General features: G+C 61.5%; 26 protein-coding genes and 1 pseudogene. 7 read left to right on the top strand and 20 right to left on the bottom strand.

What is annotated here, in order from left to right:
• Positions 1 to 53 precede the first annotated feature (53 nt).
• Positions 54 to 1,394, top strand: coding sequence for a cytochrome-c peroxidase (locus BCF11_RS11135; protein ID WP_098494800.1), 1,341 nt, complete (start codon positions 54 to 56; stop codon positions 1,392 to 1,394).
• 6 nt (positions 1,395 to 1,400) lie between these two features.
• Here the strand turns inward: BCF11_RS11135 and BCF11_RS11130 are convergent, their stop codons facing one another.
• From BCF11_RS11130 to BCF11_RS11115, 4 genes are all read right to left on the bottom strand, one after another.
• Positions 1,401 to 1,916 carry a BON domain-containing protein gene (locus BCF11_RS11130; RefSeq protein WP_098494799.1) on the bottom strand — a complete coding sequence of 172 codons (516 nt, stop codon included), beginning with the start codon at positions 1,914 to 1,916 and terminating at the stop codon, positions 1,401 to 1,403.
• A 72-nt stretch (positions 1,917 to 1,988) separates the two neighbouring features.
• Positions 1,989 to 2,972: a prolyl aminopeptidase gene (gene pip, locus BCF11_RS11125; RefSeq protein WP_098494798.1), complete on the bottom strand. Its 984-nt coding sequence runs from the start codon at positions 2,970 to 2,972 to the stop codon at positions 1,989 to 1,991.
• Between the two features lie 529 nt (positions 2,973 to 3,501).
• Positions 3,502 to 5,577: an NADPH-dependent 2,4-dienoyl-CoA reductase gene (locus BCF11_RS11120; RefSeq protein ID WP_098494797.1), complete on the bottom strand. Its 2,076-nt coding sequence runs from the start codon at positions 5,575 to 5,577 to the stop codon at positions 3,502 to 3,504.
• Between the two features lie 162 nt (positions 5,578 to 5,739).
• The gene (locus tag BCF11_RS11115; protein WP_098494796.1) at positions 5,740 to 7,005 is read right to left on the bottom strand and encodes an SGNH/GDSL hydrolase family protein; all 1,266 of its coding nucleotides are present in this window, start codon (positions 7,003 to 7,005) and stop codon (positions 5,740 to 5,742) included.
• Between the two features lie 132 nt (positions 7,006 to 7,137).
• Here BCF11_RS11115 and BCF11_RS11110 point away from each other — a divergent pair, with 132 nt between their 5' ends.
• A complete protein-coding gene (locus BCF11_RS11110) occupies positions 7,138 to 8,055 on the top strand; it encodes a LysR family transcriptional regulator (RefSeq protein WP_098494795.1) in 918 nt (305 codons plus the stop codon).
• A gap of 14 nt (positions 8,056 to 8,069) precedes the next feature.
• On the opposite strand, the gene BCF11_RS11105 is transcribed toward BCF11_RS11110, so the two are convergent.
• The 4 genes from BCF11_RS11105 to tagH are packed head-to-tail and all read right to left on the bottom strand — an operon-like array spanning position 8,070 to position 12,302.
• Entirely contained in the window at positions 8,070 to 8,540 is a 471-nt protein-coding gene (locus tag BCF11_RS11105; RefSeq protein WP_098494794.1) for a TssQ family T6SS-associated lipoprotein, read from the bottom strand.
• A 27-nt stretch (positions 8,541 to 8,567) separates the two neighbouring features.
• Complete coding sequence (locus BCF11_RS11100; protein WP_098494793.1) at positions 8,568 to 10,241, bottom strand: serine/threonine-protein kinase; 1,674 nt, start codon at positions 10,239 to 10,241, stop codon at positions 8,568 to 8,570.
• 53 nt (positions 10,242 to 10,294) lie between these two features.
• Positions 10,295 to 11,107: a PP2C family serine/threonine-protein phosphatase gene (locus BCF11_RS11095; protein ID WP_098494792.1), complete on the bottom strand. Its 813-nt coding sequence runs from the start codon at positions 11,105 to 11,107 to the stop codon at positions 10,295 to 10,297.
• A complete protein-coding gene (gene tagH, locus BCF11_RS11090) occupies positions 11,100 to 12,302 on the bottom strand; it encodes a type VI secretion system-associated FHA domain protein TagH (RefSeq protein WP_098494791.1) in 1,203 nt (400 codons plus the stop codon). Before tagH ends, BCF11_RS11095 begins: the two co-directional genes overlap by 8 nt.
• Positions 12,303 to 12,586: 284 nt before the next feature.
• Here tagH and BCF11_RS11085 point away from each other — a divergent pair.
• Together BCF11_RS11085 and BCF11_RS11080 are read left to right on the top strand one after the other, a co-directional pair.
• Positions 12,587 to 12,918 (top strand): annotated as a pseudogene (locus tag BCF11_RS11085) (type II toxin-antitoxin system RelE/ParE family toxin).
• A complete protein-coding gene (locus tag BCF11_RS11080; RefSeq protein ID WP_098494790.1) occupies positions 12,908 to 13,213 on the top strand; it encodes a DNA-binding protein in 306 nt (101 codons plus the stop codon). The pseudogene BCF11_RS11085 and the gene BCF11_RS11080 overlap by 11 nt, the downstream one beginning before the upstream one ends.
• 5 nt (positions 13,214 to 13,218) lie before the next feature.
• Here the strand turns inward: BCF11_RS11080 and alaC are convergent, their stop codons facing one another.
• The 9 genes from alaC to BCF11_RS11035 all read right to left on the bottom strand — a co-directional run bounded on the left by alaC (position 13,219) and on the right by BCF11_RS11035 (position 21,264).
• Complete coding sequence (alaC, locus tag BCF11_RS11075) at positions 13,219 to 14,418, bottom strand: alanine transaminase (protein WP_098494789.1); 1,200 nt, start codon at positions 14,416 to 14,418, stop codon at positions 13,219 to 13,221.
• Positions 14,419 to 15,174: 756 nt separating this feature from the next.
• Positions 15,175 to 16,392 (bottom strand): hypothetical protein, encoded by a 1,218-nt coding sequence (locus BCF11_RS11065; RefSeq protein WP_098494787.1) that lies wholly within the window; start codon positions 16,390 to 16,392, stop codon positions 15,175 to 15,177.
• 45 nt (positions 16,393 to 16,437) lie between these two features.
• Entirely contained in the window at positions 16,438 to 17,145 is a 708-nt protein-coding gene (locus BCF11_RS11060) for a hypothetical protein (RefSeq protein WP_098494786.1), read from the bottom strand.
• A gap of 26 nt (positions 17,146 to 17,171) precedes the next feature.
• A complete protein-coding gene (locus tag BCF11_RS11055; protein WP_098494785.1) occupies positions 17,172 to 17,711 on the bottom strand; it encodes a hypothetical protein in 540 nt (179 codons plus the stop codon).
• Positions 17,708 to 17,986: a DnaJ domain-containing protein gene (locus BCF11_RS11050; RefSeq protein WP_098494784.1), complete on the bottom strand. Its 279-nt coding sequence runs from the start codon at positions 17,984 to 17,986 to the stop codon at positions 17,708 to 17,710. Before BCF11_RS11050 ends, BCF11_RS11055 begins: the two co-directional genes overlap by 4 nt.
• 182 nt (positions 17,987 to 18,168) lie before the next feature.
• Positions 18,169 to 18,807, bottom strand: a complete 639-nt coding sequence (locus BCF11_RS11045; protein WP_098494783.1) for a tRNA-uridine aminocarboxypropyltransferase — start codon at positions 18,805 to 18,807, stop codon at positions 18,169 to 18,171.
• 82 nt (positions 18,808 to 18,889) lie between these two features.
• The gene (locus BCF11_RS28155) at positions 18,890 to 19,039 is read right to left on the bottom strand and encodes a hypothetical protein (protein ID WP_199110827.1); all 150 of its coding nucleotides are present in this window, start codon (positions 19,037 to 19,039) and stop codon (positions 18,890 to 18,892) included.
• Positions 19,032 to 20,234, bottom strand: coding sequence for an MFS transporter (locus tag BCF11_RS11040; protein WP_233212442.1), 1,203 nt, complete (start codon positions 20,232 to 20,234; stop codon positions 19,032 to 19,034). The genes BCF11_RS28155 and BCF11_RS11040 overlap by 8 nt, the downstream gene beginning before the upstream one ends.
• 136 nt (positions 20,235 to 20,370) lie before the next feature.
• Positions 20,371 to 21,264 (bottom strand): LysR family transcriptional regulator, encoded by an 894-nt coding sequence (locus BCF11_RS11035; RefSeq protein WP_098494782.1) that lies wholly within the window; start codon positions 21,262 to 21,264, stop codon positions 20,371 to 20,373.
• A gap of 103 nt (positions 21,265 to 21,367) precedes the next feature.
• Here BCF11_RS11035 and BCF11_RS11030 point away from each other — a divergent pair, with 103 nt between their 5' ends.
• On the top strand, positions 21,368 to 22,303 hold the full coding sequence (locus BCF11_RS11030) for an alpha/beta fold hydrolase (protein ID WP_233212441.1): 936 nt from the start codon (positions 21,368 to 21,370) through the stop codon (positions 22,301 to 22,303).
• On the opposite strand, the gene BCF11_RS11025 is transcribed toward BCF11_RS11030, so the two are convergent.
• Positions 22,278 to 23,273, bottom strand: a complete 996-nt coding sequence (locus BCF11_RS11025) for a LysR substrate-binding domain-containing protein (RefSeq protein ID WP_098494780.1) — start codon at positions 23,271 to 23,273, stop codon at positions 22,278 to 22,280. The genes BCF11_RS11030 and BCF11_RS11025 overlap by 26 nt on opposite strands.
• A gap of 124 nt (positions 23,274 to 23,397) precedes the next feature.
• Between BCF11_RS11025 and BCF11_RS11020 the strand changes: the two genes are divergently transcribed.
• Positions 23,398 to 23,661 carry a hypothetical protein gene (locus tag BCF11_RS11020; protein WP_098494779.1) on the top strand — a complete coding sequence of 88 codons (264 nt, stop codon included), beginning with the start codon at positions 23,398 to 23,400 and terminating at the stop codon, positions 23,659 to 23,661.
• On the opposite strand, the gene BCF11_RS11015 is transcribed toward BCF11_RS11020, so the two are convergent.
• Positions 23,658 to 24,572 (bottom strand): 1-aminocyclopropane-1-carboxylate deaminase/D-cysteine desulfhydrase, encoded by a 915-nt coding sequence (locus BCF11_RS11015; RefSeq protein WP_098494778.1) that lies wholly within the window; start codon positions 24,570 to 24,572, stop codon positions 23,658 to 23,660. The genes BCF11_RS11020 and BCF11_RS11015 overlap by 4 nt on opposite strands.
• Positions 24,573 to 24,590: 18 nt before the next feature.
• Positions 24,591 to 25,586: an LLM class flavin-dependent oxidoreductase gene (locus tag BCF11_RS11010; RefSeq protein WP_098494777.1), complete on the bottom strand. Its 996-nt coding sequence runs from the start codon at positions 25,584 to 25,586 to the stop codon at positions 24,591 to 24,593.
• A 221-nt stretch (positions 25,587 to 25,807) separates the two neighbouring features.
• Here BCF11_RS11010 and BCF11_RS11005 point away from each other — a divergent pair, with 221 nt between their 5' ends.
• Positions 25,808 to 26,287 (top strand): HAD domain-containing protein, encoded by a 480-nt coding sequence (locus tag BCF11_RS11005; protein ID WP_098494776.1) that lies wholly within the window; start codon positions 25,808 to 25,810, stop codon positions 26,285 to 26,287.
• Positions 26,288 to 26,311 lie beyond the last annotated feature (24 nt).

The raw sequence follows: 26,311 nt of genomic DNA, 5'->3' as shown, positions 1-26,311 counted from the left end.
TCTGACCCCAATTAAAGAGGTGGCGGCAAATATATGAAAATGGATCAAACGTCTTGAGCAGAAAATATAGGGGGGTTGTTGTCTTGTTGGCGTCGGCCGCACTGGCGCTGTTGCTGGGCGGGTGTCGTGATGCCGATGCGCCGGCGCATGCTGGCGGGGCGGCGGCTTCTGCAACTGTGCAGGCTGCTGTGCCGGTTACACCAAAGCCTGGCTTGAAAATGTGGGTACGGTATCCTGAACCGGCTGCTACCCTGAGTGCCGCAGCGCAGCTGGGGAAACAATTGTTTTTCGATGCTTCCCTATCGACTTCCGGCAAGATGTCTTGCGCGACCTGCCATAGTCCCGATCATGCTTACGGGCCGCCGAACGGGCCGCCGAACGGGCTGGCGGTGCAACTGGGCGGCGCCGACATGCGGCGGCAGGGCACGCGCGCCGTGCCGTCCTTGCGCTACCTGGGTTTCACGCCCAAGTTCACCCGCCACTACTACGTGCCAGGACCGGACGATACCGAGGATGAAGGGCCGACCGGCGGCTTCACCCATGACGGCGCGGTCGATACGCTGCACGAACAGGCATTGATCCCCTTGCTGAATGTGAACGAGATGGCGAATCCGGATCCTGCCGCGGTGGTCGCCAGATTGCAGCAGGCCAGCTACGTGGCGCAGTTCCGGCAGATATATGGCGCCGACATCTTCGATCATCCGGCGGCGGCGCTGGAAAAAGCGACGCTGGCTTTGGAGGCGTTCCAGACCGAAGACCCGAGCTTTCATCCCTACACCAGCAAGTTCGATGCGGCGATGGCGGGCAACGCCGATTTCACGCCGGCCGAATTGCGCGGCTACGGTTTGTTCAACAATCCGAACAAAGGCAATTGCGCCAAGTGCCACGTCGACACGCCGGGACCGGGAGGACGGCCGGCGCAGTTCACCGATTTCGGCTTCCAGGCGCTGGGCGTGCCGCGCAATCCGGAGATCGCCGCCAACCGCGATCCGCACTATGCCGACCTCGGCATTTGCGGCCCGGACCGCAAGGACATGATGAAGGAAGCGGAGTTCTGCGGCATGTTCAAGTCGCCCACCCTGCGCAATGTGGCGACGCGCGGCGCGTTCTTTCATAACGGCCGCTTCCACACACTGGAAGACATGCTGCATTTCTACGCGGAGCGCGATACCGATCCCGGCAAGTGGTATCCCAAGGTCAAAGGCAAGATAGACAAGTACGACGACCTGCCGCCGCGCTACCGCGGCAACATCGACAGCCTGGATGCGCCGCTGAACCGCAAGGCTGGCCAGGCGCCGGCGCTCGACGATGCAGAAATCGGCGACCTGATCGCCTTCCTGAAAACCTTGAACGACGGCTATTCGGCCAGGCCGGGCGCGGCCCGCATCGAATAGAAATCGTCAGGGCGGCGCCAGCGGATAAGGCATCTTGCTGGCGCCCGGCGCGCGCAGGTTGACGATCACCCTTTCAACATCAGGTGCGGCGCGGACAAAGGCTTCCAGCGCGGCGGCAGTGATGGCCGGATCGGCGCTGCAACCTTCGACCCAGACGAAACGGCGCTGGAAGGTCAGCCACAGGCTGCTGCGGGCAAAGGCCGGATCGACGGCGAAGTGCGCCTGCACCGCCTGCGCGATAGCCACATCGTAAAGATAGGAGTTCGGCTTGCTGCACTGACCGGCCAGCCAGCAGCTGGTGCCGCGCTCAGTGCGCCAGTGGGACTCCCTGCGCGCCTCTTGCTCGCTGACTAGCGGCCCCAGCGGCGGCGGGCAATCGGGTACGGCGTGGCGCACCTGGATGAAGGGATCGTTGAACCAGTTCTTCAAGGTCTCGCCGTAGAGCGGAGACATCGGAGACATCAGCGCGGACAGCGCCAGCAAGACAGCAGGCAGAGATCGGAAGCGAGGTAGTCGCAGCATACGCTCCTCCGCAAGAATCGGCGATTGCGCCGCGTTCGGCCGGAGCGCAGGACGCGCTCCGGCCATCTCACATCAGCCGGCGAATTTGTCGGTGGCCGTAATCAGTTGATGCAGGATGCCCGGCTCGCTGTAGGCATGGCCGGCATCTTCCACGATATGCAGCTCCGCTTCCGGCCAGGCCTTGTGCAGTTCCCACGCGGTCTTCGGCGTGCAGCAGACATCGTAGCGGCCTTGCACGATAACGCCCGGAATGCCGCGCAGGCGGCCGACATCGCGCAACAGCTGCTGGTCTTCAAAGAAGCATTCGTTGATGAAATAATGGTTTTCGATGCGGGCAAAAGCGATCGCGAATTCCGGATCTTCATGCGCCTGCGCCAGCGACGGATCGGGCAACAGCTTGACGGTGCTACCTTCCCACACGCTCCACGCCTTGGCCGCCGCCAGCTTGGCGACTTCGTCAGTACCGGTCAGGCGGCGGCTGTAGGCTTGCACCATCTCATGCCGCTCGGCCGGCGGAATCGGCGCCAGGAAGGCTTCCCACTTGTCCGGGAACTGGCGTGACGCGCCATCCTGGTAATACCATTGGATTTCTTCACGGCGCCCGGTGAATATGCCGCGCAGCACCAGCTCGCTGACGTGTTCAGGATGTTTCTCGGCATAAGCCAGCGCCAGGGTGCTGCCCCATGAGCCGCCAAACACCTGCCATGTATCGACCCCGGCCATTTCCCGCAGCCGCTCGATATCCGCCACCAGATGCCAGGTAGTGTTCGCTTCCAGATTGGCATGCGGCGTAGACCGCCCGCAACCGCGCTGGTCGAACAGCATCACGCAATATTTGGCAGGATTGAACAACCGCCGATGGTCAGCATTGCAACCGCCCCCCGGCCCGCCATGCAGGAACACCGCCGGCTTGCCGTCAGGATTGCCGCACATTTCCCAATAAACCTGATGCCCATCCCCCACATCCAGCATGCCCGACTTGAACGGTTCCAGCGGCGGATAAAGGCCTAACAGTTGAGGAGGAGTTTGCTGCACAGCGGGTTGGCTGATAGTCATGAAATGGTTTCCTTGTGGGAGTGGAGAACGATGATCATAACAAATCTGGCGGGGTAGTTCAGCAGACGAGAAAACACCACTCAAGCTCAGCAAGACAGGTGTTTTTGACGTTGCCGTTGTTTTTGATTTTGAAGTTGGGGTTGCTTTTGAAGTGTCCCGCATTGAGACGTTGCCAAATCCGGCGCGTGTCAGCCGGGAATTGTGGGGGACATGTTTGAGCCGAAGGCGAGTTTTGTCCCCCACCCGGCTGACACGCGCCGGATTTGGGGACCCGACCGAAGGGAGGGCAACGGCTTTGCGGTCGCCTTTTCTTTGCTTACTTTCTTTTGGCCGGGCCGCGCAGGCAAGCAAAAGAAAGTAAGTAGCTGCCGGGCTACCCCCGGCAAGCTTCCACGGAGTAGCTACCGTGTTATCAACCCACAGACCGTTCTTAGCACGCCACCGACCGTGCTCCGTAGAACGTCAATTGGGGTCAGAGTAATTTTCGCATAAGGCCGCGAAAAAAAACTCTGACCCCAATTGACTGCACTTATAGTGATGCGGCGAGTTCTGCGCCTTCGCGGATGGCACGCTTGGCATCCAGTTCGCTGGCGAACGAGGCGCCGCCAATCAGGTGGTAGCGCAGGCCGGCTTGCTGCGCCTTGGTCTTGACCGGCTCGCCAGGCTTGCCTGGAACAATAGCATCAACAGGAACCAGCTCATACAGCGACTCCTGCCCCGCGCAAATCACCACGTTATCCACCTCCAGCAAACGGTCGACGCCACCTACTGAGATATGCAAGCCCCGGTCATCGATCCGCAGATACTCAACCCCGCCCAGCATCTCCACCCCATTACGCTGCATCACGCTACGATGGACCCAGCCCGAAGTCTTGCCAAGCCCCGCCCCCACCTTGCTCTGCTTACGCTGCAGCAAATGAATCTCCCGCACCGGCTCCGCCGCAACAGCAGGCCGCAAGCCGCCCGCCGAGGCAGCCAAAGGATCCACCCCCCACTCATCCATCCACTCAGCAATCGGCACCGGCAAAGGCACATCCGCATCGTGCAGCAAGAATTCGCACAAGTCGAAACCGATGCCGCCAGCCCCGATCACCGCCACCCGCTTACCCACCGCAGCCTTGCGCTGCAAGACATCCAGGTACGACAGCACCATAGGATGGTCGATACCCGGAATCCGCAAGCTGCGCGGCGCCACCCCGGTAGCCACGATCACATCGTCAAAACCGAGCGCCTCCAGCTGCCGATTGCCGACCCGGTGATTGAGCTTGAGCTCGACACCGGTGCGCTCCAGGCGGCGCTGGAAATAACGTATGGTTTCGCTGAACTCTTCCTTGCCGGGAATCTGCATCGCGATATTGAACTGGCCGCCGATCTGCGCCGCCGCCTCGAACAAGGTCACCTGATGCCCTCGCTCAGCCGCCACGCTGGCCGCCGACAAACCCGCCGGCCCGGCGCCGATCACCGCCACCCGCCGCGCCTTGGCGACCGGGCGGTAGACCAGCTCGGTTTCATGGCAAGCCTGCGGATTGACCAGGCAGCTGGCGCGCTTGTTCTGGAAGGTGTGGTCCAGGCAAGCCTGGTTGCAGGCGATGCAGGTATTGATTTCATCGGCGCGGTTCTGCTGCGCCTTCAGCACGAATTCGGGATCGGCCAGGAACGGCCGCGCCATCGAAATCATGTCGGCGTCGCCCTCGGCCAGGATCTGCTCCGCCACCTCCGGCGTGTTGATGCGGTTCGACGCAATCACCGGAATCCCGACCGCGCGCTTGAGGCGCGCCGTCGCTTCACGGAAAGCGCCGCGCGGCACCGAGGTGACGATGGTCGGAATCCGCGCTTCATGCCAGCCGACGCCGGTATTGATCAGCGTCACGCCGGCCTTTTCCAGCGCCTGCGCCACTGCCACCACTTCCTCGCCGGTATTACCGCCCTCGACCAGGTCCAGCAGCGACAAGCGATACATGATGATGAAGCGCTCGCCCACCGCCGCGCGCATGCGCTGCACGATTTCCACCGCCAGCCGCATGCGGTTCTCGATGCTGCCGCCCCAGCGGTCGGTGCGGCGGTTGGTGCGCGGCGACAGAAACTGGTTGAGCAGATAGCCTTCGCTGCCCATGATCTCGACGCCGTCGTAGTTGGCGCGCTGCGCCAGGGTCGCGCTGCGCACGTAGGCATTGATGGTGGACTGGATGCCGCGCTCGCTCAGCGCGCGTGGCTTGAACATCGAGATCGGCGACTTGATGGCCGAAGCCGACACCACCAGCGGCTGGTAGCCGTAGCGGCCGGCGTGCAGGATCTGCATCACGATCTTGCCGTCTTCCTCATGTACCGCGCTGGTCAGGCGCCGGTGGTTGTAGATGTCGCCCAGGCTGTTCATGGTGCCGCCGAAGGGCAGCAGCCAGCCTTGCCGGTTAGGCGAAATGCCGCCGGTGACGATCAGCCCGACGCCGCCTTTGGCGCGCGCCCGGAAATATTCCGCCAGCTTGGCGTAATGGAAAAAGCGATCTTCCAGACCGGTGTGCATAGAACCCATCACCACCCGGTTCTTCAATGTGGCGAAGCCGAGGTCGAGCGGGGCGAGCAGATGGGGGTATACGGGATGGGACATAGGTCTCTAGTGGTTTTGTGGATTCTTCAACGGGCCACGGCAAACGCCAACAGTTTGCCATAGGGCTGGAATCTACCTGAAAAGCCGCGGCAGATTGCTGGGACAGCCCTGTTTTAGCGCCGATTAGAGGCAAAAACCTATTTAGATCCCATCCTCGATTATTCAGCGCCGGCCGAGTAAAGTTGTCAGATCGATCGCCTCGGCCATGGCCCGGTAACCAGCATCGCCCGGATGCAGATGGTCGCCGCAATCGTAGGCTGGCAGGAGGCGTCCCGTATGTGCCGGATCCCTCATGGCGGCGTCGAAATCGATGACGGCGTCGAATTGGCCGCTGCCGCGTATCCATCGGTTCACCGCTTGCCGGGTCTTTTCCTTGCTTTCGGAATAATAGCTTTTCAGCTCGGTGTCCTGCAATGCGCCCTCGAACGGCGTCAAGGTAGCACCGACGATACGTACATGATGCAGACGCGCTCGCGCTATCAGCTGCCGGTAGCCGTCGATCAAGCGCTCCGCCGCTAAAGCCGGGTCCTGCGGCGTGAAGCTGCTGCCGGGCCAGCCGATGTCGTTGATGCCCATCAGCAGGATCACGGTGTCGAGGCCGGGCTGGTTCAGCACATCGCGCTCGAAGCGGGCGAGGGCGTTGACGCCCATCTTGTCGCTCAGCACCCTGGCCCCGGATATGCCGGCGTTGATCACCGCAACATCCTGCGCGGCCAGGCGCTGCGCCAGCAGGTCGGGCCAGCGTTGGTTGCTATTCGAAGTGGAACCGCCGCCATCGGTGATCGAGTCGCCGAAGGCCGCCACCACGCGCGTTGCCGGCCTCGCCTCGACCAGGATCGTGCTGAGGAACAAACGTGCGTCCAGGGTCTGGGCGTTATCGATCAGGGGCGCCGCCGTCAGGTTGCCTTGGGCGATGTAGGCGGTCTGCTTGCCGTCCCAATGGAAGGTTGTGAGCGGCGTGATTTGCGGCAGGAAGATGCTGACCGCGACCTGGGCCAGCGGCGCCAGTTCGAGATCGACAGGATCGCTGACCACCGGCGCGCCCGGCGCAATCGTCACCGTTTGGCGGCCGCCGAAGGTGAGGCTACGGTCCGAGCCGGCGACGATGCCGGAACCGTCGCCGGCCAGCGCGATATGCGCCGCGCCCAAGGTCAGCGGGGTGCTCCCGAATTCGTTCGACAGCACCACCCTGGCGCGCTTGCCGCCCAGGCTGATGCGGGCGATCTGGCGTACGGTCTGGTTCGACAGGCTTGCCGGGATGTTGGTCGACAAAGCGAAACCGGCCTCCCAGATCGGTTGTGGACTGGCGCTCCAGCTGGCGACCCATTGCTGCGTCGCCGGCGGCGCTTCCGGCGCCGCCGCGGCAAGCGTGCTGCCGGTCAACATCGACAGCGCGGCCAGGGCAGCGAGAATCTTCTGATGCTTCATGAATGCTCCTGTTGGTCAGGCGGAAATCCGCAGGTAATCGAGATATAGCCAATGCCTATGTCAAGATAAGTCATTCCCAAGCAATGTACTAGAATGCATAATTGCATATCTCCTATTCCAAATTGGAATGACATGGATCAAATCAAAGCTTGCCGCAGCTTCGTCCGCGCGGTCGAACTGGGTAGCCTGTCGGCGGTGGCGCGCGAACAGCACAGCACGCAGCCGACCGTCAGCAAAACCATCGCCGCGCTGGAGAAGCAGCTTGGGGTGCGGCTGCTGGAACGCAGCACCACCAGCCTTACCGCTACCGAGCAAGGCAAGCGGTTTTACGAGCGCGCCAAACACGTGCTGGAAGAGTTCAATGAGGCAGTCAGCGACGCCCGCGGCCTGACCGAAAAACCGGCCGGCCTGCTGCGCGTAAATGCGCCGCTCGGCCTCGGCCAGTTGCGGCTCAATGCGCTGGTGCTGGAATTTCTGGAGTTATATCCGGAGATCGAGGTCGAGCTGATCTTGAATGACCGCTTTGTCGACCTGGTGGAAGACGGCGTCGACGTGGCGCTGAGGCTGGCAGGCACGCTGCCGCCCAACATGATCGCGCGCAAGATCGCCGGTGCGCATCGCTATCTGGTGGCAGCGCCGGCCTACCTGGCGCGCCATCCTGAAATCCGCCGCCCCGAGGACCTGGCCAGCCACCGCTACATCGGCTTTGCGCGGCCCGCCAACGGCGAAGTGAGCCAGCTCAGCGGCCCCGGCGGCACGGTCGAGATCGCCACCCGCAGCGGCTACCTGGTCAACAGTTCACTGGCGATACGCGAAAGTTTCCTGATGGGCGCCGGTCTTGGCATATGCCCGTCCTGGCTGGTGCACGATCTGCTGGAGTCGGGCCAGCTGCAGCGCATTCTTCCAGCCTGGAGCGCAGCGGGACAGGAAGCCTCCCTGCTGTATCCGTCGCGCCGCTACCAATCCTTGCGCGCCACGGTGTTCATGCAATTCATGACGGAACGGATTCCCCAGCTGCCGGGATTTTCCGCTCCGGTGTTCGGCCGTTAGGAGCTTAGGTCCCGTTATTTTTTTGCGCTGGCGGCAACCGAGCGTTTGGCCTGGGTGAATACCGGGCCCCACAAGGGATGGCCTTGTTCGCCCGGCGCCAGGTCGAAACCCGGGTCCAGCTTGAGGGCTTTTTCAAATTGCTGCTTGCACAGCTTCCTGCGGGAAGTAACGCAATAGCTGAAGGCCATGTATTTCAAGGCTTCGGTCTGGAGCGCGGTGTCCGCCGACCAGATATCCTGGCCGTTGGTCAGACGTTTGATGGCGGCGCTATAACTGCCCTTGTTGTACAGGGCGATGCCGTCGCTCAGGGCTGCCGGCGGCGCCGGCGGCTGGGGAGCGGCAGCAACTGCTGCCGGCGTTGGAACGGAGGGTTTCTGGCTGGCCGTTGCCGGCGTTTTTGCCGTATCGATCGTATCGCAGGCGCTGAGCATGAAGGCCGCAGCCATCATGGCGGCGCTGCCGACACGGTAAAAAGAGGTGGTCATGGAATGTGCCTGGCTGGAAAGCGTTGATTAGGGCGAAAAATTGTAATCGATACTACGCGATTTCTTCTGATTGACGTCAATTTCAAAGACCTTATCGGGGAAACTCGGATTCGCCACCTTGATCTGATGCTTGCCCTCCGCCAGGACCAGCTTTTTCAACGGCGGACTGGCGCCCTTCAGGTTACCGTCCACAATCACGTTGCCCCACGGCCTGATGGCCAAGGTGACTACGCCGGTAGCATCGGCCGGCTTGGGCTCGGCGGTCTTGGCTTCCGCGCTTTTCACCTCGGCCGGTTTGGCGGCAGCTTCGGCGGCGCCTTTGCCTTGCAGCTCCGCCAGCCGGGCGCGCGCCACCGCGGCATGCTTGCTGTCCGGGTATTTCTGTAGGAAGGCGGTGATCTGCTGCGGCGTGACGTTTTTCAGCTCCTTGAGAGTTTCCCAGCCGATGGTTTCTTCGTCCAGGATCTGCTCGCCGGCCACGGCAGCGTTCGGCGCCGGCTTTGCCACCAGCACTGCCGCTGCGCGCGACGCCACCAGCGGCGCTTCCGGCTGCTGCGACGGCGCCGGCTTGAGCCACAGATAGGCGCCGGCCACCACCACGCAGACTGCGCCGGCAATCCATAAAGCAGGCGCCCGCAACGGCCGTTCCATGACGTTGGCGGCGGCAAGTGTCTGTGCGCTGCTCTCATGCTTGCTGCCGGCAGTAGCGGCCGGCTTGCGCCTGCCGCTACTGGAAGAGCGCGGGGGCACGGCGTCGTTGTCGGGCATCGGCATCGGCACCGAAAGCTCCAGGTCGAGCAGCTGGCGGAATTCTTCTATCGATTGCGGACGGTCTTCCGGCCTGACCGCCAGCCCCTTGTCGATCGCCGCCAGGAAGGCCTGGCTGAAATCGCTGTGGCCGCCGTTTTGCAGCTGTTCGATAGGGTCCTGGATCATGCGCGCCACGGACGTCGGCGGCGCGGTTTTCTTGATGGCGAAGTAAATCACCGCCGACAGCGAATAGATATCGGTCCACGGACCTTGCTTCATCATGGCGTCGTCGGCGTACTGCTCGATCGGCGCGTAGCCCGGCTTCAGGATCACCGTCAGCGAATGCGTCATGTCGCCGATGATCTGGCGCGCCGCGCCGAAGTCCAGCAGCACTGCCTCGCCGCTCTTCTGGATCATGATGTTGTCGGGCGAGATATCGCGGTGCAGGATCTGCACCCGGTACATGGCGGCCAGCGCTTCCAGCATCGGCTTGAGCATGCTTTTCAGCCAGGCTTCAGTGACCTGCGCCGGCGAATTCTGCACCACGCTCTTGAGCGTGCGGCCTTCGTAGTAACGCATCGCCATATAGGCGGTGTTGTTCTGTTCCCAGAAGCGGTACACCTTGATCAAGGCTGGGTGGTCGAACTGCGCCAGCAGGCGCGCTTCCTTGATGAAGCTCTTGAGGCCGATGGTGAATGTCTCGCGGTGGCGCTGCGAGCGCACCACCACCTTCTTGTCCGGTCCACGCCCGGCAAAGGCGCCCGGCATGTATTCCTTGATGGCGACCATGCGGCGCAGCGAGCGGTCGAATGCAAAATAGACAATACCGAAACCGCCTTCGCCGATCACGCCGATGATTTCAAAATCGGCCAGGCGCGTACCTTTCGGCAGGCAGTTCTCGACAGCCATGGCAGAAGGTTCTTGCGGGTCAACCGATTGGGCGTTTTGCATATTCAGTTGGATTCGACGTTAGCAATATTATTAGGATAGTTATCAACACGTCTTCAATGATTAAGGATTTTGGCTGCTGGCGGCTCGGCTACGTATATCGTAAACGCGGTGCAGTTATCCAGCGGCACATTGCAGGTCTGGCCATTCTTTTCCACCACCGCGTGCATGATGTTGAGCCAGTCCTGGGCTGAACCGGCTTGCGCGGCCGCCAGCGCCATTTCGGCTTCGCTGATCCATTCCCAGAAACCGTCGGTGCACAACAGGAAGGCGTCGCCGTCCTGTATCGGCACCGGATTCTGGGTCACTTGCGCCGGTGCGCTGCCCTCGACCCCGGCCGCGGCGCACAGGATGCTGCGGCGCGGATGACGCCGCAGCTGCTCGGGCGAACAATGGCCGGCATCGACGAATTGCTGGATCAGGCTGTGATCCTTGGTGAAGTTTAGGAGCTGGCCGCGGCGGAACTGATAGATGCGGGTATCGCCCATATGGCCCCACAGGGCGCAGCGGTTTTTCTGGTCGATCAGCAGCGTCGCCACGGTTGCGCTCATGTCTTTCAGGCGCGGAATCTGTCCTTGGCGCCGGTTCAGCTGGGCCACCGCGTAATCGAGATAGGATTGCAGCGCGCGCGGACCGAAGGAGGCTTCTTCGACAAACATTTCCATGATCGAATGCACCACCACGTTGGATGCAATCTCGCCGCCATACTCGCCGCCGACGCCGTCGGAGACGATGATGCAGGTCAGGTCGTCTTGCTGCGCGCTGCCCCAGGAATCCTGGTTGACTTGCCGGCCGCCGGCATGGCTAAGCTGCGCCAGGCTCAGCAGCATCGGCGCTGCCGTGTTGCTGAGCAGGGACTGCTCAGGCATGTGGGGAAGCCTTCTTCAGCTTCTCGATTTTTCTCTCGTAAGCTTGCAAGAAGGCTTTACCGAACAGGGTCTGGAAATCATCCTGCGACGCTTCACCGATGATGCGCTGATAGCGCAGCACATAGGCATCCCACAGCTTGGCCTTGCGCGTAGCCGGCAACAGCGTATCCAGCATGCCGCCTTTTTGCGAATGCCTCTCCATTACTTCCGGATTGAAGCGCTGCATGGTTTCGTTCATGGTGGCGCGCATGCCGGAAACAACGGCAACCTGATGCCCGTGCAGATCTTCGTAGGCATCCTGCATGGCTTCGGTGGCGCCCATGAAGCCCGGCATTTTCTTGCGCAGCATCTGGATCAGCACGGTCTGGCTGTCCGGGAAGAACTTCAGCGGATTATTGTTGCGGACCACCACCTTGGTCACGTCCGCATGCGCTTCGCGCTTCACCAGCGCGCGCGCGGCGTTCAAATCAATCGCGCCTTGCACGGCAATCGCCAGCAGCTTGCCCACTGTTTCCATGAATTCCGGCGTCAGGGTAGGCGCCAGCGCGCCGGGCGTCAGGCCGGCGCCCTTCATGAAGGCTTGCATCAGCGCTTCGCTGGCGGCATTCGGTTCGGCGGCAGGATGGCTGTCGTCCGTGCTATTCAGCGGCGCGGCGGCCGGACTGGCCGGCGCAGCAGTTGCCTGGCTTACCGAGCGCGCCATCGTCGCAGCGGCGGGCGCGGAGGTCGGCAACGCGGCGCTGGCGGTAGCGGCCAGCTCCAGGTTCAGTTGCGCCAGCGCGGCCAGGCGTGTCTCGGATACGCTAAGCAGTGGCTTGCTGGCATTGACTCGGCGCACCGGATTGGTCGAGGTCATGTCTGGGTTGTCTTTCATTAAATTGAGCTGCGCTTCAGCGCGCAACAGATACAGTCCAATCTGGATTTCATCGCCTATCTGCAGATCGACCTCGCACTCGACATCAATCTCACGGCCATTCAGCAGGATCGGATTGGCGCGGCTGAGATTGGTGATGGTCTGTCGGATGCCGTCGCTCTTGATTTCAGCCTGGGTGCGCGACACCAGGTTGCGCGGATCGACCAGCACGAAATAATTTTCTTCGCTGCGGCCGAGGGTTTTCGGCTCACGGCCGAAGACGGCCGACATGGGCTGCTCTGGCGCCATGTTGTTGTAAGAAATAACACTAATTTTGATCATCGATGTGGTCCAAGCCTGGTTTTGCAGACACAGTGCAAACACCTGCGACCATGCGCAAATCGTGTGTACCTGTGGCTGTTTGCTTGGCAGCAATTTCCATGCCCAAGCAAGGCTATCGAAAACTGGTCTGATAGGCGCGTAAAACCTGGTAATTGGCCGGTTTCAGGCCTGCAAAACTGCCCTCTCTTGTCATCCGTGGTGACATTTTGTGTCAGCTAGAGAAGGGCGCTTTCAGGCAGGTGAAAAAGGCCTTTGACGAATATTCGTTTATAAGTGAAAATATTATGTACGAAATCTACCATTACCTGGGATCCGGCAACAAAGACATTTATCTCGACTGGTCACGCAAGTTGTCATATCTGAAGGCAAGAATTGCGATCGATAGACGCGTGAACCGCATGGAATTGGGCAATTTCGGCGACCATAAATTTTGCCGTGACGGCGGCTGGGAAATGCGCATCGATGTTGGCGCGGGATATCGGGTGTATTACGCCATGGCAGGGAAAAAATAGTGCTGCTGCTATGCGGCGGCGCCAAGCGAACGCAAGGTGCGGACATCGAGCAAGCCTGTAAATACTGGCAAGACTGGCAAAGGAGAATAAAAGATGAAAAATAGAAGCCATGACGAAGCGATGGCCGAGGTCTATCGCCAGGATCCCGCTTACGCCATTCAAATGCTCAACAGCATTCTCGCAGACGGCGAACAGAGCGATCTGCTGATCGCCCTGCGGCAAATGACAAAAGCGTTTGGCGGCATGCAAGCGGTGGCGGCAACGGCGCAGCTGAATCCGACCCAGCTTTACCGCATCCTGTCGCCGGCGGGTAATCCGGCCTTGAGCAGCCTGACAGCGATCCTGGAGGCCATGGGACTGCGCCTGGCGGTACAAGCAGTCGCCGCACCGCCAGGCTGAGATGCTTACGCCGCCGGCGCGCGCAGCATGCTCTTGATGCCGCGCACCGCCTGGCGGATGCGGGCTTCGTTTTCAATCAAGGCAAAACGCACGTATTCGTCGCCGTACTCGCCGAAACCGATGCCGGGCGAGACGCACACCTTGGCTTTTTCCAGCAGCTGCTTGGAAAATTCCAGCGAGCCGAGATGCCGGTAGGCTTCCGGAATGCGGGCCCAGATGTACATCGAGGCCTTGGGAATGTCGACCATCCAGCCGGCTTCATGCAAGCCCTTGGCCAGCACGTCGCGCCGGCTCTGGTACTTGGCGCAGATATCCTTGACGCACTGCTGGTCACCTTCCAGCGCTGCGATCGCCGCCACCTGCACCGGCGTGAAACTGCCATAGTCGTGATAGCTCTTGATGCGCGCCAGCGCCGCCACCAGTTCCTTGTTGCCGACCATGAAGCCGATGCGCCAGCCCGCCATGTTGTAACTCTTCGACAGCGTAAAGAACTCCACCGCGACATCGCGCGCGCCCGGCACCTGCATGATGGAAGGCGCCTGCCAGCCGTCGAACACGATGTCGGCATAGGCCAGGTCGTGCACCACCAGGATGTTGTGTTCCTTGGCCAGCTTGACCACGCGCTCGAAGAATTCCAGTTCGACGCATTGCGCGGTCGGATTCGACGGGAATCCGAGCACCATCATTTTCGGCTTGGGATAGCTTTCCCGTATCGCTCGCTCCAGTTCGGCGAAGAAATCCACCCCAGGACTCATGCGCACCGAACGGATGTCGGCGCCGGCAATCACCGCGCCGTAGATGTGGATCGGATAGCTAGGATTCGGCACCAGCACGGTATCGCCGCGGTCCAGCGTCGCCAGCATCAGATGCGCCAGTCCTTCCTTGGAACCGATGGTGACGATCGCTTCGCTATCGGCATCGAATTCGACATCGTAGCGCTTCTTGTACCAATGGCTGATAGCCCGCCGCAACCGGGGAATCCCCTTGGAGGCGGAATAACCATGAGTATCAGGCCGCTGCGACACCTCGATCAGTTTTTCCACGATATGCGGCGGCGTCGCGCCATCGGGATTACCCATCGACATATCGACAATATCCTCGCCACGCCGCCGTGCCGCCATCTTCAGTTCGGCGGTGATATTAAAAACGTAGGGAGGCAAGCGATCGATGCGCGAAAATCTGCGCGGAGTTGGGGATTCAGACATGTTTTTCTCTCACGTAAGCGCCCGGAACCGTCCGAGCGACGTTGGAACAAGAATCCCGTTGTGCGGGTGTTCCAGCGACGATTCTAGTGAACAACGGAGGAGAGCGCAATGAGGAAAAATGCGAGTTGAAAAATAAAATCTTAGCGTGCCATCGAATGTACTCCGTAGAACGTCAAATGGGGTCAGAGTAATTTTCGCAAAGAACGCGAAAAAAAACTCTGCCCCCATTTGACTCCGCATCGGCTGAAAGAACAGGGCTGTGGCTTTTGAAGTTGGGGTTGCTTTTGAAGTTGCAGTTGCAGTTGCGGTTGCTTTTGACGTTGAGGTTGAGGTTGAGGTTGAGGTTGTTTTTGAAGTACCCCGCATTGAGACGTTGCCAAATCCGGCGCGTGTCAGCCGGGAATTGTGGGGGACATGTTTGAGCCGAAGGCGAGTTTTGTCCCCCACCCGGCTGATATGCGCCGGATTTGGGGACCCGACCGAAGGGAGGGCAACGGCTTTGCGGTCGCCTTTTCTTTGCTTACTTTCTTTTGGCCGGGCCGCGCAGGCAAGCAAAAGAAAGTAAGTAGCTGCCGGGCTACCCCCGGCAAGCTTCCACGGAGTAGCCACAGCGTTATCAATCCTCAGACCGTTCTTAGCATGCCACCGCACTCACCCCGTAGAACGTCAAATGGGGTCAGAGTAATTTTCGCAAAGAACGCGAAAAAAAACTCTGACCCCATTTGACTGCCGCTGGCTTAGCGCAACCGGTTTTCTTTACTTGGTAGCGGCTTTTAGCTTGATGTTGCAGTTCTCTTTCAGGAATTTCATCGCGCGCGTAAGTTTGAGATCGTCCTCATCGAGCAGGTATTGCTCCGCCTCCGGCAGGAACTCGTCCTCCCACAAAGACAGCAGGTTATCCTTGATCTCGAACGGCGCCGCATCCCGGATGAACGCCAACACTGCTTCACTCTCGAAACCATGCTCGCGCACCCGCCGGATCATGCTGCGCGCTTCGGTCTCCGACACTGCAGTCTTAGGCTTCGCCCCCGCCGCAATACACATGAACACCGTCAAACGCGAATAAGGATCTTCCTTACCCTTGGTAACCTTGCTCCACTCCTTCGACACCAGCGCATCAAACCCGTCCACATCCTCCAGCCCACCTTCAAGCACGAAGTAACGCAACTCGATCAGATTCAGCAAGGAATCAAGCCCCACCCCAGCATCCGCCAGCGCATCCTGCTTCTCGATCTCACGCCGCACACGACCCGCAATATCGCGATGCTCAGCCGGCACATCATCCAGCAACTGCCGAGGAATTTTCAGCTTGCCGCCGACAACAGCTTCATCGCGCACAGTAGCAACCAGCTTGGCAAACCCCAGCCGCCCAGGAAACTCCTCGGTGCCGCCAAGCCGCACCAGCAAGGCCGTACGAATCACAGTCTCAGCCCCCGCAAACTCCAGCGCCGCACGCTCCACCCCCATGTCATCGGCAAACCACAAAGCCGCCGCCAACACCGCAGCAGCCTCCTCGCGCGACTTCAATTCCTTGCGATAAGCATTCGGGGAAAACGGCTTGGCCAGCGTCCGCTCATCCTGGAATTCCTTGAGCCCCTGGCCCTTGGTATCGCCGAAAATGGTGGAATCCGGCAGTGCATGCAAAGCCTTCAGCATCTCGTTACCGCCGCGCGAATGCGACAGGAAAGTGTTGTCACGCATGGATTCCGCGGCCTTCCGCAGATCGCCGCTGAACGTCTGTTCCAGGTACAGGCTGATCAGGTTGACGATACGCTGCCGCGCATTTTCCAGGTCGGTATGCAGATGGCTGGTGCCGAAAAAGGCGGCCACCTGCACCGTGCCCTTGGCGGCGTCTTCTATCATGGCGCGGCATTTTTCCTGGTCCAGGATGCCGCTCTTGAGACCAAAGCCAAGCGCCTTTTCAAAAAAAGGGCGCTTGTCGATGAGATCGATATTCCGGTGCTTGTCGGACATGGGATGCGTCAGTTCAGGAACGGTGAAAACAGAAACAGCCGACGCTCAGAGCGCCGACTCTTCGCCGGAATCGGCGACAGCCGCCGGCGCTGCGCCAGCGGCGGGACGTTCGCGCCGCTCTTGCGGCTCCTGCGCCTGCTGCTCCAGCAATTCCTGCTCGGCTTCGCGCTTCAGCCGTTCCTTCATACGCTTCTTCAGCACCGGCCAGATCTGCTCGAACATGTCGGCATGCTCATGCTTGAGCAGCCAGGTCAGCTCTTTCCAGTCGCGATCGCTGATTTCCGCCTTGTCGACTTCATCGCCTTCTTCCATGCGGTTGACGTTGAAGGTATCGTAGGTGACGAAATGCACGACCTCTTCGTCGCGATCCGACAGGTAATCGATCAGCGCTTCGCAGCCGCCGTCGACATCGCCGATGGCTTCGATGAATTCGCCGGTCTGGCTATCGTCGCGGAACAGCACCGCGTTGATCATGCCGCGCAGGCGCACATGGCTATGGTCGCCATACAAACGTTCCATGACCACGGCGCGCGCAAACTGCTCTGGCGTCACCACCAGGTTGACGACTGACTCTTTCGAGGTATCGTATTCGCGGATCACCGCCAGCAAATCTTTCGGCGGCAGCGTCTCGAGCGCGGCGACCAGGGCGTAATCGCCTTCGGTCTCGGCCAGGCTGACCAAAGCGAATTCAGCCCCGGCGATATCGCCGTTGCGGATCAGGTTTGCTGCTTTTACTACGAGCGCGTTTGTCATGGAATCACAGTGTCAAAATGTTTAAATCAGCCCAGCCGTTCGAAGCCCTGCTCCGCCAGCCAGTCGGCGCCTTCGATTTCCAGGTCGCGGCCGTCTTCTTCGTCTTCCTCGACACCTTCCACCGCATCGTCCGATTCGCCATGGGCCGAGTGGCCGTAGACGCCCTGGTAGCTGCCGTTGCTCTTCTCATACAGATATTCGAGGCAAACGCTGGTGATCAGGAAACGCTCGCCGCCCGGTTCCTGCAAGGCGATGTCGGCCAGCTTTTGCGCCCACGACTCGAACTGCACAGCGTCGGCGACGTCGTTCCAGGCAGGAAAGTCATCCGGCTCTTCGCCCAGCAGCATGGTCAGCTGTTGCGGATTGGTGAAATCGACACCGCCATGAAACGCCACGGCCACCATTTCCGGATCGGTTTCTATCATCGGCATCATCAGCGCAAACTGCGAGCGCTTGCTCTTCAGGCGCGATGTCAGGATATCGTTGCCTTCGGAATCGCTTTGCAAGTCTTCCAGTTCAGCCTGGTAAGCCTTGGTCAAGTCTTCAAAAAAAGCGGAAAGCATCATTGCATAACCTTGTTCATATAAGTGGTCCAGATTTGTCGGGCGCTCTCAAGCGGATTTTCCAGCAGGCTGCGGCGCCGGTTTTCATCGTATTCCTGGCGTTTCACGGTATCCGACAACAGATCGTAGGCTTCCTGCACATCGCGGAAGCGGGCCGGCGCATCGGGTGCGCTATTCCTGTCGGGGTGAAACTCTGAGGCTTTCTTGCGATAGGCGTTTTTCAGGGCGCCGCTCGTTGCATCACTGTCTAAGCCGAGAACGGCGTAATAATCCTTCATGCGTCCTCACACGTTGGCGTCGCGGTCAGGCCGACCGCCAGACCGTTATCTTGTTACTGATGGAATACTTGCAGGGTAAGCATTTGTTGCCGAGAGAAAACAAACACTTGGGGAGAGACTGCGGAGGATACACGAGCGCAGGCCGGAAGTCGATGCCAGGCGTAGCTGGAAAACCACGGTTTTCAGCGCCCCTCATAGACAAGCTGCTGCGCCACGAAGCCATCGAAAGCTGTCAGCAGGGGCAGATAGCGCTCCTCATCATGCTCCAGTTGCATCAAGGCGTGGCAAGTCGCCTCCAGGGTGGACAACTGCCCCGGCCGCTGGGCCTTGCGGATCAGGTAGCGCGATGCCGGCATCGAAGTCGGCATATTCTGCAGCGCCAACCGTGGCAGCCGCTGCAGCAGCGGGTTGAGATACAGCATTTTCCGGCTCTTGCGCCAGGTGCCGTCGAGCACCACCAGCCGCAATTTTTCCGCTTCAGGCAACAGCGCCGGATACAGCGGCGGCGGCGTGGCCAGCTGCAAGCTCTGGTCTTCAGGCGTGTCCGGATACAGCAGGACGGTGCGGCCGCCGGGCGGCGCTTGCAGCAGCGTCTGCAAAACCGGCTCTGCAAAGACTTCGCCAACCTCCAGCCGGCTGCCGGCCAAACTCAACTGCAGCAGGGCGGCGCTGCCCTTGGCCTGATGGACTTCCAGCGGATGCTGCAGGATCAGCACTTGCACCGCGTGCACGGTCGGCCTGATCCAGGCGCAGATGCAAGTACGCTGCGGTCGCATGCAGCGAGGGCAGGTGAGGCGTTTGACGGGATCCGGCTGGGTCATGGCGTAAAGGAATCGATGGCAGGCCCAATTTTAACCACCGTTGGCAGCCGCGTGAGCGCCATGCCCTCAATTTGCACATCAATCAGCACATTAAATTGCTTGAAATCAGCTCCAGCAGGAAATCCGGCCGCAGATAAGCGCGGAAGCAGGCCGCCAGCAAAGCCAGCAACAGGGCGCCGCCGAGCAGGATCGCCAGCCATTGCCTTAAACGCAGGGGTGCCGGCTCAGACATGGACGGGCCTGGCCTGGACCGCGCGGTCGTCGATCGGCAGGCTGATGATGGCCGCCACCGCGCTGAGGCCGATGGCGATGACCCAGACCGGCTGATAGCTGCCAGTCATGTCGAACAGCAAGCCGCCCAGCCAAACGCCGAGAAAGCTGCCCAGCTGATGGCTCAGGAAGACAAAGCCGTACAGGGTGGAAATGTATTGGTAACCGAAGATCTGCCCCACCACGCCATTCGACAGCGGCACCGTGCCCAGCCAGATCAGACCCATGACGGCGGCGAAGACATAAGTGGTCAGCGGCGTCACCGGCAGCAGGACGAAGGCCGCCAGGGCGAAGCCGCGGATGCCGTAGATCGCGGCCAGCAGGTACTTCTTGCTGAATTTTTCACCGAAATAGCCGCACAGCCAGGTGCCCAGGATATTCGCCAGCGCCACGATTGCCAGCGCGGTCACGCCCACCGTCGGGCTCAGGCCCTGGTCCGCCAGGTAAGCCGGCAAGTGGGTCGCGATGAACGCCAGCTGGAAACCGCAGGCGAAAAAGCCCAGGGTCAGCAGCAGAAATCCTTTATGGCGGAAAGCCTGTCTGAGCGCCTGTCCCATGCTTTGGCCAGTGCTGGCAACCGGCTTGCCGGCGCCGGCCGGCGTGCCGAAGGCGAGCGCCGCCATCAGCAGGCACAGGCCGCCGCCAATCAAAAGCGCATGCGACCAGCCCAGATGGCCGATCAAGGCCTGGTTGGAGGGCAGCATGGCAAACTGGCCGAGCGAGCCGAAGGCGCCGACAATACCCAGCGCCATGCCGCGCTGCTCCGCGCTAACGAGCTTGCCGAGCGCGCCGTAGACGATGCCGAAACCGGTGCAGCTCTGGGCGATGCCGACCAGCAGTCCGGCGCTGACAGCCAGCTGCAGTCCGCTGCCGGCTTGCGACATGCCGTACAAACCCAACGCGTAGCATATGCCGCCGGCGATGAAGCTGCGCCTGGCGCCGTAACGGTCAGCCAACATGCCGGTGAACGGCTGGCTGACGCCCCACACCAGATTCTGCAAGGCGATGGCAAAGGAAAACGTAGCGCGCTCCCAGCCCAGCTCCATGCTCATCGGCCGCAGGAACAGGCCGAAGCTATGGCGCTGGCCGATGCACAGGAATAGGATCATGCCGAAGCAGGTCAGCATCAGCCAGGTGGCGCGCGGCTTGGCAGTCATAGGGTTTCCGCAGAGGGGGTTGAGATGCGGCGCAAACGCCGCCGTCCGGGAATCATTGTAGGCGCTGCGCGAGAGCCGGATAAGATAGCGCCGGATCACTTCTGCGGTGAGAAAAACTCAACAATAGCGACAATCACTAACTGCGCCGGGCGAGGAAATCGATCAGCCGCTTGACCCGCAGCGGCGTCATGCGGCCGGGCAGATGCAGCGCGTAGACATGATCGCCGTAGCCCGCATCGACCTGCCACTCGGGCAGCAAGCGCAGCAGGCGCCCGGCCTGCACGTCTTGCCTGGCGTAATAGTCAGGCAGAACCGCCATGCCGAGCGAGCGCAGCAGCGCATCGCGTACCACCTGCAATTCATTCGACACCAGCACCGGCGAACGCATCGCCAGCAGCTTCTGCTTGCCGCGCGTGAGGACGATGTCGTGCAGCTGGCTGGCCCGGGCGAAGCCGGCCACCGGTATCGCCGAAATATCGGGCACTGCCAGCTCGCCGGCAAAGCGGGCCGCCAGTTCCGGGCTGGCGCACAGCCACCAGGAAATCCCGAACAGCTTCTTCGCCACCACATTCTCCGGCGGTTGCGAGGTCACGCGGATCGCCAGGTCGAACGGGTCCCTGGTGATGTCGACCGCGAATTCGTTCAGGCGCAAATCGACGCTGACCAGCGGATTGGCCTCCATGTAGGCCAGGATCAGCGGCCGCAGCCAGACCGTGCCAAGGCCGGACGGCGCCGAGATGCGCAGCAGGCCGGCGCTGTCCTGGTTAAGGCCGTTGGCCAGCAAGTTGGCCTCGCCTAGGGTGTCGGCTATCCTGCCGGCATAGGCCGCCAGGCGGTAGCCGGCGTCGGTCAGGCTGACGCTGCGGGTAGTGCGAATCAGCAGCTGGCAGCCGAGCCGCGCTTCGATCGCCTTGATGCGGTGGCTGAGCGCGGAACGCGACAGCCCCAGCGCCTCGGCGGCCTTGGTCAGGCTGCCGCCGCTGGCGACGTGGTGGAAGATGATCAGTGAATTGGCGTCGAGATTATTCATATTGGTGAGTCATGCTCAACAAAGAGATGATGGCAGCATACCTTATGCCTGCGCCTTTTGCTCTCTACAATCGATGGCATACAGAGCCGCAATTCGAGGACACATGCAGATCGAATCTCCTACCCGGATCGCCGCCACCGATGGCTATCCATTGGCGGCCACCTTGTACTACTCCGACCGGTTGCAGCTACCGCAAAGAGTAGCGATCATCAATTGCGCCACCGGCGTCAAGGCCGGCTACTATGCGCGCTACGCCCGCTTCCTGGCAGCCCATGGCTATCTCGCCATCACCTATGACTACCGCGGCATCGGCGCCTCGCGGCCGCTCTCGCTGCGCCGCCTGAAGGCCAGCAAGTTCGACTGGGGCAGCAAGGATTTCGAAGGCATCATGCAATGGGTGATCAAGAATTTTCCGGATGCCGGCATCGCCGTGGTCGGCCATAGCATTGGCGGCGTGCTGCCGGGCTTCAGCGCTTCCAGCGGCCGCATCGACCGCATGCTGACTGTGGCAGCGCAGTTCGCCTACTGGCAGGACTATGCCGTCCGCGCGCGCTATCGCATGCTGCTGAAGTGGCATGTGCTGATGCCGCTGGCGACCGCGCTGGTCGGCTACTTTCCAGGGCGGCGGCTGGGCTGGCTGGAAGACTTGCCGGCCGGCGTCGCGTATGAATGGGCGTTCCGCCGCGCCCGGCTGCAAGCGGACGGCGCCGGCCGCCTGTTCCCGCAGCTGCGTTGTCCGTTGCTGGCCTACAGCATCAGCGACGACGACTTCGGCACCCCGGCCGCGGTGCTGCGGCTGCTGCGCCACTACCGCGGCAGCGAGCGCAGCCATGTAGTGGTGCAGCCGCAAGAGCTGGCGCTAGCCGAAATCGGCCATTTCGCATTTTTCCACGATCGCTTCAGCGGCAATCTGTGGCTGGAATCGCTGGCCTGGCTGGATAGCGGCACAGTGGCGCGCCAGGTTGCCGACTTCTTACCGGCGGAACCTGCCGCCTGCCGCGCACCTGAGGTTTCTAAGGTTTCGGTTTTGCCGCTTTAGCGCGCGCCGCCGATTTCCTCGGCGGCTCCGCTGTCATCGGCGTAATGACTGGCGCCGCCGGCGCAATGTTTTTCTGCAAGGCGCACGCTTCGTCATGCAGCCAACCGCGCAAGGCTTGCAGCGGCGCCCAGTCGCGCAGGGCGGGCGGATACACCAGGAAGTAGGATGCGTAGTCGACATCCGGTTCCAGCCGCTGCTCCGACAGCTGCACCAGCAGGCCGTCGCGCAAGGCGTCGGCCACCATGAACTCGCGTCCCAGCGCAATCCCCAGCCCTTGCTCGGCGGCTTGCAGCATCAGGCCGGCATCGCTGAAAGTGGCCACCGGATTGCTGCGCAGCTTGAGTCCGGCTTCGCTGAACCAGCGGTCCCAAGACTCGGCGCTACCCAGCAGCGGTTCGTGCGCCAGGGCGGCGACGCTGCCGCCTTGCAAGCGGCGCGCGGTGGCGGGCGAAGCCACCACCACCAGCGGACTGTCGATCAGGCGCTCGTCGCTCAAGCCCGGCCAGCCGCCTTTGCCTTGCCTCAGCGCGACGTGGAAACCATCGCGCTGCAAGTCCATCAGCTGCTGCGAAGAATGCAGTTCCAGCGCAATGTCGGGATGACGCTCGCGCCAGCGATGCATGCGCGGCAGCAGCCAGCGCTGCAAAAAAGAGGGCATGACGGTCAGCCGCAAGCGTTGCGAGGTGCCGACTGCAGTGGCGGCGGCGGCCAGCACGCCGGTGTCCAGTTGCGCCAGCGCCGACTCGACGCTGCACAGCAAAGTCTGGCCGGCTTCGTTGAGCACGATGCGGCGGCCGCGGCGCTCGAACAGGGGGAAGCCCAGCTGCTGCTCCAGCACGCCGATCTGCTGGCTGACGGCGCTGTGGGTAAGGTGCATTTCGACCGCGGTGGCGCGCAGGTTCTGCGAACGGGCGGCGCTGCGGAAGACTGGCAAGGTGTGTAGTGGAAGTCGGCTCATGTTGGTAAGCATAACTGACCAAGATGGTTAAAACAAGTCGTTTCCCAAGAGGCGATTGGTTCGATATGCTTACCAATACCGAAGTTGCTTTAAGAAATTATTTTAAAACTCCCTTCAACTCACCTGTGAGCCCGCCATGAACTGCACATCGACATCTTGCCAAACTGTTACAGCATTAACTGGTTCGTCCCTCGTCGCATCGGCGCGCTCGCAAGGTACCGCGGACGGCGTCCTGCAAACCCTGCGGCTGGCCATCGGCCGCTTGCAGCAACGGCTGGAGGCCCAGCCCGCCAAACCGCTGATTACCCTGCAAGATCTGAGCGATCATGTCCTGCGCGATATCGGTTATCTGGATGGGGCGCAGCCGCGCCAGGACAGCCGCCGGGCGTACGAGTATTAATCTTGCCTCTGATCGATGAAACCGCGTGCTCCCTGCATGCCGCCGGTATGCACGGCGAGCACGCGCTCATCCTCGCGGAATGCATGCGCTTGCTGCAGCTGCCGGAGCGCGTGGAATAATTTTCCGGTGTAGACCGGCTCGACCGGCAAACCCAGTTCTTGCGAAAAATCGCGGCAGAACTGGCGCAATTCCGACGGCGCCTTGCCATAGCCGCCGTGATGGGCATCGGTAAGCAACTGGTAGTTCTGGTAGTCGGGATAGCCGGCCTGCTGCAACAGACGCTTGATTTCCTGGCGCAGATAAGCGGCATCTTTCAAGACAGCGACGCCGATCACCCGGCCGCGACCGTGCAAGCCCGCCAGAATCCCGGCCAGGGTAGCGCCGGTGCCGCATGCGACCATGATCACTTCAGGAATGAACTGCAGCTGCTGCTCGATTTCATCCACCAGCTCCGCCACACCACGCAATGCCGCCGGCGCGCTACCACCCTCAGGAAGCCAGACATGGCTGTCATCGGCAGCCGCGACATGGCGGCGCCAGGCTTGCCCATCTTCGCGCAGCTGGCGATAGTCCATGCGCGACACGAAGCGGATTTGCATGCCCAGGCGGCGGCAATCGTCCAGCGTCGCGCTGCTCATCTCGGCGGCGCCGCGCACCAGTCCTATGCTGGGCCAGCCGCCGAGGGCAGCGGCATGCGCCAATGCATGCAAATGATTCGACCACGGGCCGCCCATGGTGACCAGGGTCGGGTGCCTGCCCTGCAGCGCCAGCAGGGGGTATTTGAGCTTGCGGAATTTATTGCCGGAGACCTCGGCATGCAGCAGGTCGTCGCGCTTGACCCAGATATCGCGGCCGAGGAAAGCCGTGCTGTCGATCAGCTGGCAAGGCGAGGGGGAAGCAGACAACGGCATGCGGCAACCAGCTCAGATTCAGAGCGGCTCGATGCCGCGCGCAATTTCGGCGATCAGTTCGAACGAATGCAGGCGCGCCTTGTGCTCGAAGACGTCGGAGACAATCATCAGTTCATCGGCGCCGGTGAGCAGCAGGAAGCGCTCGATGCCGGCGCGTACGGTCTCGGGCGAGCCGATGATCGAATGCGCCAGCATGTGCGAAGCCTGGGCCTTTTCCAGCGGCGACCAGTAGCTTTCGATATCGTCGATAGGCGGCTTGCTGAGGCCGCGCACGCCGCGGTGCATGTCGGTGAAGGACATCTGCTGGGTAGTGGCCAGGCGCCGTGCTTCGGCATCGCTGTCGGCGGCGATGATGTTGACACCGACCATGGCATGCGGCTTGGCTTGCTGGTGCGACGGCTTGAATTGCGCGCGGTACATCTGCAGCGCCATCTCCAGCGAATCGGGGGCGAAATGCGAGGCGAATGCGTAAGGCAGGCCGAGCTCCGCCGCCAGGCGCGCGCCGAAAGTGCTCGATCCCAGGATCCACAGCGGCACATTGGTGCCATGGCCCGGCACCGCGACGATGCGCTGGCCGCTCTCGGCCGGCGCCAGGAAGGCTTGCAGTTCCAGCACATCTTGCGGAAACGATTCCGCGCTGGCCGGGTCGCGCCGCAGCGCGCGCGCAGTGGCCTGGTCGGAGCCGGGCGCACGTCCCAGGCCCAGATCGATACGTCCGGGGAACAGCGAGGCCAGCGTGCCGAACTGTTCGGCAATCACCAGCGGCGAGTGGTTCGGCAGCATGACGCCACCGGCGCCGACCCGGATCGTGCTGGTGCCGGCGGCCACGTGGCCGATGGCGACCGCGGTGGCGGCGCTGGCGATGCCGCGCATATTGTGATGCTCGGCCATCCAGAAGCGGCGGTAGTTCCAGCCCTCGGCATGCAAGGCCAGATCGCGCGCATTATCGAGCGCGACGCGGACATCGCTGCCCTCCCTGATGCGGACCAGGTCCAGAATTGAAATTGGTATCACGGCTACTTCCTTGTTCAGCTATCGGTGCGGTTTTCGAGTATAGCCGCAGTGCTTTAAGCCTGCTGGCGGCGCGCTGTTTTGATGGCGCCGCGCCCGATGCGGCCAATTTGCGGGACCATGGCGATCCACTTGGAGTAAACTTGCTGGTCTAATAGCGGCATTCCTGCCCAGGCAGAGATTCCGATCCAACCTCGCGATTCAACCTTGATAACCAACGCTCCATGAAAATTCTCTATCTGGACTACAACGGCGTGCTGCACGACGCCAAGGTAATCCGCAACCGCAAGCGCGGTCTCTATATCGCCACCCCCGACCGTGCATTCTTTGAGTGGATGCCGATCCTGGAAGAATTGCTGGCGCCTTATCCCGAGATCAAGATCGTCCTCTCCACCAGCTGGATCCGGGCGCTGGGATTCGACGACACCCGGCAGGAACTGACGGAAAGCCTGCGCGAGCGCGTGATCGGCTCCACCTTCCATCACCCCAAGCTGACGCCGGCGGAATTCGACACTATGCCGCGCGGCATGCAGGTCTGGCGCGATGTCGAACGGCGCAAGCCGACCAGCTGGCTGGCGTTGGACGACGATGCCTTCGGCTGGCCGGCGGCCTGCCGCGACCATCTGCTGGAAACCAAGGGTAACCTGGGCCTGAGCGATCCGGCCACACAGGACGCCTTGAAGAAAATGCTGGCAGCGCTGTAATCCGGGAACACCAGACAGGTAGTA

Origin of the sequence: Collimonas sp. PA-H2 (genome assembly GCF_002564105.1) — a bacterium.
Classification (GTDB): Bacteria; Pseudomonadota; Gammaproteobacteria; order Burkholderiales; family Burkholderiaceae_D; genus Collimonas.
Note: the sequence above shows the minus strand (reverse complement) of the source record. Positions and strands in the feature narration are given on the sequence as shown.